The sequence below is a fragment of the Streptomyces sp. NPDC051364 genome, from assembly GCF_040682115.1.
GTDB lineage: Bacteria > Actinomycetota > Actinomycetes > Streptomycetales > Streptomycetaceae > Streptomyces.
Map to the genome: position 1 here is coordinate 90,180 of NZ_JBFBAH010000026.1, position 8,333 is coordinate 98,512.

Annotated in this window: 5 protein-coding genes; 3 read left to right on the forward strand and 2 right to left on the reverse strand. The window is 71.7% G+C overall.

The features are described from left to right. Positions 1-3: 3 nt before the first annotated feature. Entirely contained in the window at positions 4-3,447 is a 3,444-nt protein-coding gene (locus tag AB0M76_RS34040; RefSeq protein ID WP_365956614.1) for an HAD-IC family P-type ATPase, read from the forward strand. Positions 3,448-3,492: 45 nt separating this feature from the next. Here AB0M76_RS34040 and AB0M76_RS34045 read toward each other — a convergent pair whose 3' ends face one another. Beyond that, on the reverse strand, positions 3,493-4,830 hold the full coding sequence (locus AB0M76_RS34045; RefSeq protein ID WP_365956615.1) for a diacylglycerol kinase family protein: 1,338 nt from the start codon (positions 4,828-4,830) through the stop codon (positions 3,493-3,495). Positions 4,831-4,991: 161 nt separating this feature from the next. Here AB0M76_RS34045 and AB0M76_RS34050 point away from each other — a divergent pair, with 161 nt between their 5' ends. Both AB0M76_RS34050 and AB0M76_RS34055 read left to right on the forward strand, forming a co-directional pair. Further along, positions 4,992-5,327 (forward strand): alpha/beta-hydrolase N-terminal domain-containing protein, encoded by a 336-nt coding sequence (locus tag AB0M76_RS34050; protein WP_365956616.1) that lies wholly within the window; start codon positions 4,992-4,994, stop codon positions 5,325-5,327. 417 nt (positions 5,328-5,744) lie between these two features. Then, entirely contained in the window at positions 5,745-7,613 is a 1,869-nt protein-coding gene (locus AB0M76_RS34055; protein ID WP_365956617.1) for a copper resistance protein CopC, read from the forward strand. A gap of 435 nt (positions 7,614-8,048) precedes the next feature. Here the strand turns inward: AB0M76_RS34055 and AB0M76_RS34060 are convergent. Further along, positions 8,049-8,333 (reverse strand): transglycosylase SLT domain-containing protein (locus tag AB0M76_RS34060; protein WP_365956618.1); only part of this gene is annotated, 285 nt, incomplete at its 5' end.

Genomic DNA, 8,333 nt, shown 5'->3' on the forward strand with positions numbered 1-8,333 from the left:
ACCATGACGGTGCGGTCGGATTCCGTGGCAGAACAGCCCCGGGCTGCCGGGGACGGCTGGTACACGCGCTCTCCCGAGCAGGTCGTGGCGGCGTTCGGTGTCGATCCCGCGGTCGGCCTGTCCGCGGCGCGGGCCGCGGAACTCCTGACCGCGCACGGCCCGAACGCGCTGCCCGAGGAGGAGCGGACTCCGGCGTGGCGCCGGTTCCTCGCGCAGTACCGCAGCTACATGCAGATCGTCCTCGTGGCCGCGGCGATCGTCTCGCTGGTCATCCAGGAGTGGACCACCGCGATCCTGCTGATCGTGCTGACGCTGCTGAACGCGGTCGTGGGCCTGCGCCAGGAGGGCAAGGCCGAGAGCGCCATGAACGCGCTGAAGTCGATGATGAAGGCGACGGCCCGGGTGCGCAGGGACGGCACGGAGGCCGCGATCTCCGCCGAACAGCTCGTCGACGGCGATGTCGTGCTCATCTCCGCCGGGGACCAGGTGCCGGCGGACGGACGGCTCATCGAGGCCAGCGCCCTGCAGATCGACGAGTCGGCGCTCACCGGTGAGAGCGTTCCCGCCGCGAAGGACACCGGTCCGCTGGCGGGCAGCCGGCTGTCGCCCGGCGACCAGACCAATACGGCGTTCATGAACACCCCGGTCACCCACGGCAGCGGCGTCATGATCGTCACCGCGACCGGCGCGGACACCGAGCTCGGCAAGATCTCCGGAATGCTGGCGGCCACCGAGAAGGAGGTGCCGCCGCTCACCAAGGAGCTCGACCGGCTGACCCTGTGGATCACGGGCGCGGCGGGCCTCACCATGATCGTGATGTTCGCCCTGGGACGCCAGCGGGACCAGGCCTGGGACGTCCTGTTCGTCAGCGCGGTCTCGCTGGCCATCGCCGCCATCCCCGAGGCCCTGCCGACCGTGACCCAGGCGATCCTGTCCGTCGGGAGCCTGAACCTGGCGAAGCGGCACGCCATCGTGAAGGAACTGCCGTCGGTCGAGACGCTGGCGTTCACGTCGGCGATCAACTCGGACAAGACCGGCACCCTGACGATGAACCAGATGACCGCCGTCGAAGTGCTGAGCCCCACCGACCGGTACACCGTGTCGGGCACGGGTTACGGACTCGTAGGGAAGATCCACCACGCCGCCGGGTCCGCCGGGGTCGCCGCGGGGATCGAGGACGCGATCCTCCCGTACGTGGTGGCCAGTGACGCCAAGCTGGTGGGCGGCGAGGTGGTGGGCGATCCCACCGAGGGCGCGCTTCTGGTGCTCGCGCACAAGGCCGGCCTGGACACCGATGCCACCAGGGACGCCCTTCCCCGGCTCGCCACCCTCCCGTTCGACCCCGAGTACAAGCTGATGGCCACCTTCCACTCGGCGGCCGACGCCTCCGGGCGGCAGGTCGTACGCTGCTTCGTCAAAGGAGCGGCCCCGGCGGTGATGGCGCGGGCAGCCACCGCGCTCGCGGCGGGCGAAACCGTGCCGTGGGACGCCGAACTGCTCGGCCGGGCCGAGGCGGCGAGCGAGCGGATGGGCGGCGAGGGCCGCCGCGTGATGGCCGCGGCCGGCCGTGACCTGGACCCGGCCGGCTTCGATCCGGACGGCGACCTGCTCGCGTACGTCACCGATCTGCGGATGACCAGTCTCGTCGGCATGGTCGATCCGCCCCGTGAGGAGGCCAAGGCCGCGGTGGCCGACGCACAGGCGGCGCACATCCGGGTCCGCCTGGTGACCGGGGACGACGTCACCACCGGGGCGGCGATCGCCCGGCAGATCGGCATCCCCGGCGAGGCCGTCCTCGGCGCCGACTTCGCCGCCATGAGCGAGGACGAGCAGCTCTCCCGCATCGAGGGGATCGGCGTGGTGGGGCGGGTCGCGCCGGAGCACAAGGTACTGCTAGCGAACACGCTCAAGAAGAAGGGCGAGGTCGTGGCGATGACCGGGGACGGCGTCAACGACGCTCCCGCCATCAAGGCCGCCGACATCGGGATCGCCATGGGCAGCGGCACGGACGTGGCGAAGAACGCCGGACGCATGATCCTCTCCGACGACAACTTCGCCACCATCGTCTACGCCGTCGAGCAGGGCCGGACGATCTACGACAACCTCACCAAGTACATCCGGTTCGTACTGCTCCTGCTGGTCACGTTCGTGTTGACGTTCCTGGGCGCGACGGTCTTCAACAAGTGTGCCGGCCTGGTGCAGAAGATCGCCGACGGGGCGACGGTGCCGGCCGCCGCCGCCGTGGGCCTCGGCGGGATCGCCCTGATCCTGGTCCTGCAGCGCTTCCTGCCGAAGGTTCCCGCGGTGCTCGTGATGGTGGTCCTGGCGATCGCCGCGGCCGCCGCCTTCGACCTGGACGAGCACGGCGTCGGCCTGGTCGGGGTGCTGCCCGAGGGCTTCCCGCCGTTCACGATCCCCGACGTGCGGCTCGCCGACCTCGCACCGCTGCTCGGCGGTGCGCTGGGCATCGCCCTGGTGTCCCTGGCCGACACGATCTCCAACGCGTCCGCCTTCGCAGCCCGTACGGGGCAGGAGGTCCGCGGCAACCAGGAGATGGGGGGCGTCGGTGCGGCCAACCTGGCGGCCGCCCTCTTCCAGGGCTTCCCCGTCAGCACCAGCGGGTCCCGGACGGCAGTGGCGGAGCGCGCGGGGGCCAGGAGCCAGCTCACCGGGGTCGTCGGAGCCGCGCTCATCGTCCTCATGCTCGTGCTGGCTCCGGGCCTGTTCCGCAACCTCCCCCAGCCGGCCCTGGCCGCCGTGGTCATCACCGCGTCACTGTCCCTGACCGACGTACCGGGAGCCGTACGGCTGTGGCGGCAGGGCCGGGCGGAGTTCCTGCTGTGTTTCGCGGCCTTCGCCGGCGTGGCCCTGCTCGGCGTGCTGCCGGGGATCGCCATCGCCGTGGGCCTGTCGGTCCTCAACGTCTTCCGGCGGGCCTGGTGGCCGTACGACACCGTACTGGGGCGGGTGCCGGGCCTGGAGGGCTACCACGACATCCGTTCCTACCCGCAGGCCGGGCAGCTGCCGGGCCTGGTGATCTACCGCTTCGACGCCCCGCTCTTCTTCGCCAACGCCAGGGCCTTCCGGGACGAGGTCAGGCGGCTGGCCGGCGCGGATCCGCGGCCGAGCTGGATCGTGGTCGCGGCCGAGCCCATGACCGACGTGGACACGACCGCCGCCGACGTCCTGGAAGAGCTCGACGAGGCGCTCAACGCGGAAGACATCCACCTCGTGTTCGCCGAGCTCAAGGACCCCGTGCGGCGGAAGATCGAGCGGTACGAACTCACCCGGACCATCGACCCCCGGCACTTCTTCCCCACGGTGGAGGCCGCCGTCGCCGCCTTCCGCCTGCGCAGCGGAGCGCAGTGGACGTCCCCCACCACCGCCGAACCGCCCGCCGGGCCCGAACCCGGGCCCACCGGTCCGGCGCCCACCGGCGAGAAGTGACCGCCCGCCGGATGGGAGACACCGGAAGGCGCCGACGGCCGCCGCTCAGGCGGCACCGCGTCCCGCCGCGGTCCGTCCCATGGTCAGCGCCAGCCGCCGCACCCGGCGCCAGTCCATCGGCGGCACGGTACGCGGCACCCCGGGACGGTGCCGGGGCACGCGCACGCGCAGGGCGCCGGACGCGATACGGCAGCGCACGGGAGTGGACAGCACCAGGGCCTCGCCGTCGACACCGACCGGGATGGCGGGAGCGTCGGCGTCGACGACGACCTCACGGGCGGTGACGGCGGTCAGCCCGCGGCCCTGCCTGCCGTGCAGCAGCAGCCCCGCCGCTTCGGCGGCGCTCGAGACCTCGACGCCGAGCACCCCCAGCTCACCTGAGTCCAGTCGCTCACGGCGCCCGAGCCCCGCCGAATCACCCTTCTGATAAGGGTTGTTGCTCACCAGCACGGCCTGGGGGCCGTCCAGGACCAGCGCATCCGCACGGACGGTCAGCCGCGAGCCGCTGTCGTGGGTCAGCAGAGCCGGCAGCATCTCCAGAATGGTGCGGGCCTTGTCGTCACGATAGGCCGGACTCTGCACGACTTCCGCGTACACGCCGAACGAGGCGCTGTTGACGAAGACGCGCCCCGTGTTCCCGTCCGCCGGTTCTCCCTCATGGATGTAGCCGAGGTCGACGCGCAGTTCGACGCCGTCGGTCAGGGCCTCCAGGCACCGGGAGGGATCCTGCCGGTCCAGGCCCAGATCCATGGCGAAGTGGTTGCGCGTGCCGGCGCTGATCACCACGAACGGAATGTCGTGCTCCACGGCCACGGCGGCGACCAGCGCCTGCGTACCGTCGCCGCCTGCGACACCCAGCAGGTCGGCCCCGCCCTCGACGGCCTGCCGCGCCAGCTCGGCCACGTCCTGCCGCCGGGCCGGATCCAGCACGACGACCTCGGCTCCCAGTGCCCTGGCCCGCTCCGCCAGGCGGAACTTCTCGACCTTTCCGCCACCCGAGCGGGGATTCATGATCAGGAAGGGCCGCTCGGCCCGGACGGCGGAGCGCTCCGGCATGCTCGAGGCGTCCTCGGCAAGAGCGGCGCTGCCCGCGGCAACGGCCAGCGCCCACAGGGCGAGCGAGACCAGCACGACCCACAGCAGCCCGGCGGCCGAGTACAGAAGCAGGACGGCGAGCGGTGCGACGACCACCAGCAGCGCGGCGAGCACCCTGATCCAGCCGGTGTGGGTCAGCATCCACCACACGCCTGCCGCCGTGAGGACCAGTCCCGCCCAGCCCACCACCATCAGCAGGAGGCTCGCGAGGCCGCCGAACACCACCAGCACGACGAGCGCCGCCAGGCCCGTCGCCAGGGCCAGACGCGCGGTCCAACGCCTGCTCATGGCACAACCTCCCGCCGCTCCACGGGCTGCCGGACAGGGGTCGGGCACCCACTTCAGGCTACGAGCGCCGACCCCGCGCGGCCTGCCAACCGCGGCCGCCCGCGTCGGATGGCACGACCGAGCGGGCCTTGGGACCATGACCGCGGAGGACACCATGGCCCATGACCCCCCCGCCGGTCCCTCCGCCGGAAGAGCCGGCACCGCGCAAGCACCGTTGGCTGCCCCACCTCACGCTGCCCGGCTGCTGGGGCGCGCTCCTCCTGGCTTGCCTGTCCTTCACCCCGTCGCTGCTCCCCCGCGGAGGCGTACTCCAGGGACCGATCTGCGGCATCAGCGCCGCCATCGGCTACGGGCTGGGCGTGGTCGCGGCCTACGTGTGGCGCGCTTTTCGCCGACCGGGAGGCGCGCAACGGGCACCGCGGGCGTACGTGCCGGGGCCAGGTACCGATCCGCCGTCGGCGGCGGCGCCCGGCTGCATCGACCGTCATGGCCCTTGACCTCGCCATAGCGGGTGCCGGTCATCCATTCGTCGTGGAACTCCTCGATGTCCGCCTGGCTGCGGCCGGTGCAGTTCCAGGACGTTCCACGTTATTTCCGTCCCCACGCAGGTCAGCATCTTCTTGCACCCTCGGCCGTCGGCAAAAGGCCGGCATTGACGCCCGAGCTCCGCGCGACGGCCGAACCCATACAGGAGGGAAGCACCGGCCGCGCACAAGGCGGTGGCCTTTAGCGGAAGTTGCGCAACCCGTCCTGTCCCGTGGTCGGCGGGGCTATCGTCCAGCACTGCGGCAGGGACCCCGTACCTGCCGGAGTTCTCTGCAACCTCAGGCGAGCCACACCGTCCGACTGCGGCCCCGAGCGACCGGTGCGGACGGCGATGCCGCCGATGACGACCGCCCCGGAGGCCGCCGTTCATGCCCAGCGGATCGAGCCTCGCGAGGAAGTCCGCGGCCGTCCTGACGCTTGTTGCCGCCCTGTGGGCCCTGATGCTCGCCGGGGCCGGCCCTGCCCTCGCGCATGCCGGGCTCAGCGGCTCCGACCCTGCGGACGGTGCCGTCCTCGACTCAGCGCCGAAGCAGGTCACACTCACGTTCACCGAATCGGTGAGCTTCCTCGACGGATCCCTGCGCGTGCTGTCGCCCGCCAATGACCGCGTGAACCCGCGCCAGGCGCAACATGCGGACGGCCAGGCGAACACGGCCCGGGTGACACTGGAGGGGAACCTGGCCCAGGGAACCTACACCGTGGCCTGGAGGGTGGTCTCCGCCGACGGTCACCCGATCTCCGGCGCGTTCACCTTCTCCGTCGGAAAGCCGTCCGAGACCACCGCAGTAGTGGCGAAGACCTCCCCGGACGACACAGCGGCCAGCCGCCTGTACGGCTTCTTCCGGTACGTCGCCTACAGCGGCCTGGCGCTGCTCGTCGGAGCTGCGGCGTTCGTCCTCGTCTGCTGGCCGGGCGCGACTGAGATCCGTCCGCTGCGCCGGCTGTTGGCCGTCGGCTGGGCGACGCTGGTGGCGTCGACGGTGGCCCTGTTGCTGCTGCGCGGCCCTTACGAGGCGGGCGGCCCCTTGTCGTCGGCGTTCGACCCGTCCCTGCTCGGCCGAACGCTCACGGGGAGATCGGGGATCGCCCTGACCGCACGGCTCGTACTGCTCGCGCTCGCCGCCGTGTTCTTGCGGCAGACGCCCGTACGACTCGGTGTCCGTCTCCGGCTCGTCGCCGGAGCGGCCCTCGCCCTGGGCCTGGCGCTCACCTGGGCTGCCGCCGAGCACGCATCCGCCGGCATCCAGGTGCCCCTCGCCACTCCCGTCGCCGTGCTGCACCTGGTGGCCATGGCCGTGTGGCTGGGCGGTCTGATCACTCTGTCGAGCGCCCTCCGCCACCGGGGGCCCGACAGCCGTGAGATCCCGGCTTCCGCGGTCAGGCGCTTCTCTGCGCTGGCCTTCGCCGCCGTGGTCGTTCTGGTCGGCACCGGGGTGTACCAGTCCTGGCGGCAGGTGGGCTCCTGGGCTGCCCTCGCCACCACGTCGTACGGGAGGACCCTCTGCCTCAAGGTCGCCGCAGTGGTCCTGGTGCTGTGCGTGGCGGCTCTCTCCCGAAGGTGGACCGCCCGCCTGGTGGGCGACGCGTCGCCGAACGTGACGGAGCCGGCCGCCATCGAACTCGAGCAGGTGCGTGTCCCGCAGACGGTCGGCGGGCCGAGTTCGCCGGAGGGATCCGGGCCGGGCGGCAAGAAGGTCGCGGCTGCTCGAAGCAAGCCCGGCGACGGCATCGACATAGAGCCGCCGGCCTTCGACGCCGGGAGGTACCGGCGCCGCTTGCGCCGCACCGTGGCTGTCGAGGCCGCAGTCGCTGCCGTCGTCCTGGTGCTCTCCACCCTGCTCACCGGTACCCAGCCGAGCCGCGCCGCCACCACAGCACCCGCCGGGCAGGAACCGGCGGTGAAGGTGGTCACCGTCCCGTTCGACATGGGGACGGCGAACCATCAGGGCACGGTGCAGATCACTCTGGCGCCGGGCCACGTCGGCGAGAACACGGTGGAAGCGGTGGTGTTCACACCGGACGGCGGCATCTCCAGCGTCCCCGAGCTACGGCTCGCCCTCACCCAACGCGACCAGGGGATCGGCCCGCTCGACGCCAAGCTCAAGAATCAAAAGGGCTATTGGGCCACGTACGACCTGAGGCTGCCCATGGCCGGTACGTGGAACCTGGACGTCACGATTCGCACCACCGAGATCGACCAGGTCACCGTGAGCACGGCTCTGCGCATCACGCCGTGACCTGGCGGCGAGCGGAGCGTGTCGGCGCCTTCTGGTGGGCGCGCCGCAGCCGCCAGTCCTGAGCCGAACGACCGGGGCCGGTGTACGGCCTGCGGCGTCCCGCGGCGGCCTCCCGGTCTCCCGCCGGTCCACCGGCCCACGTCCCCCGCCTCACTGTCCCCACTCCCGTCGATGATGAGCGGCCGTGTCTCCGTCCCACCGACGGCGAACGGACGCGCGTTCGGCATCCTGGACGGCGTCGCCGCCACGCTCACCCACGACCAAGATGCGCAGCAGGCCCGGAAGTGGCGCGAGCGGGCGGGCGGCACCCGCGCGGCTCCGCGCGACGTCGACGGAGAGTGGGCGGGCGCATACGCACGAAGACGCCCGGCCGGGAAAGTCCCGGCCGGGCGTCTTCGTGTGTCTGCTTTACCTACTGGTCTGCCTACTGGTGGCTTAGTACCAGTGGTGGGTCTGCCAGAAGTTCCAAGCGCCGACGGGGCTGCCGTAGCGGGAGTTCATGTAGTCCAGGCCCCACTTGATCTGGGTGGCCGGGTTGGTCTTCCAGTCCGCACCCGCGGAAGCCATCTTCGAGGCCGGCAGGGCCTGGACCAGGCCGTAGGCACCCGAGGAGGCGTTCGTGGCGGTGTGGTTCCAGCCGCTCTCACGGGAAACGATGTTGTTGAACGCCGCGAACTGCGCCGGGTCCTTGATCATCTGCTGGGCGATCGCCTTGGCACT

Excerpts from the sequence above, each read along its gene's own strand:
- AB0M76_RS34055 (WP_365956617.1), top strand. The coding sequence starts at position 5,745 with ATGCCCAGCGGATCGAGCCTCGCGAGGAAGTCCGCGGCCGTCCTGACG.
- AB0M76_RS34045 (WP_365956615.1), bottom strand. The coding sequence starts at position 4,830 with ATGAGCAGGCGTTGGACCGCGCGTCTGGCCCTGGCGACGGGCCTGGCG.
- AB0M76_RS34040 (WP_365956614.1), top strand. The coding sequence starts at position 4 with ATGACGGTGCGGTCGGATTCCGTGGCAGAACAGCCCCGGGCTGCCGGG.
- AB0M76_RS34050 (WP_365956616.1), top strand. The coding sequence starts at position 4,992 with ATGACCCCCCCGCCGGTCCCTCCGCCGGAAGAGCCGGCACCGCGCAAG.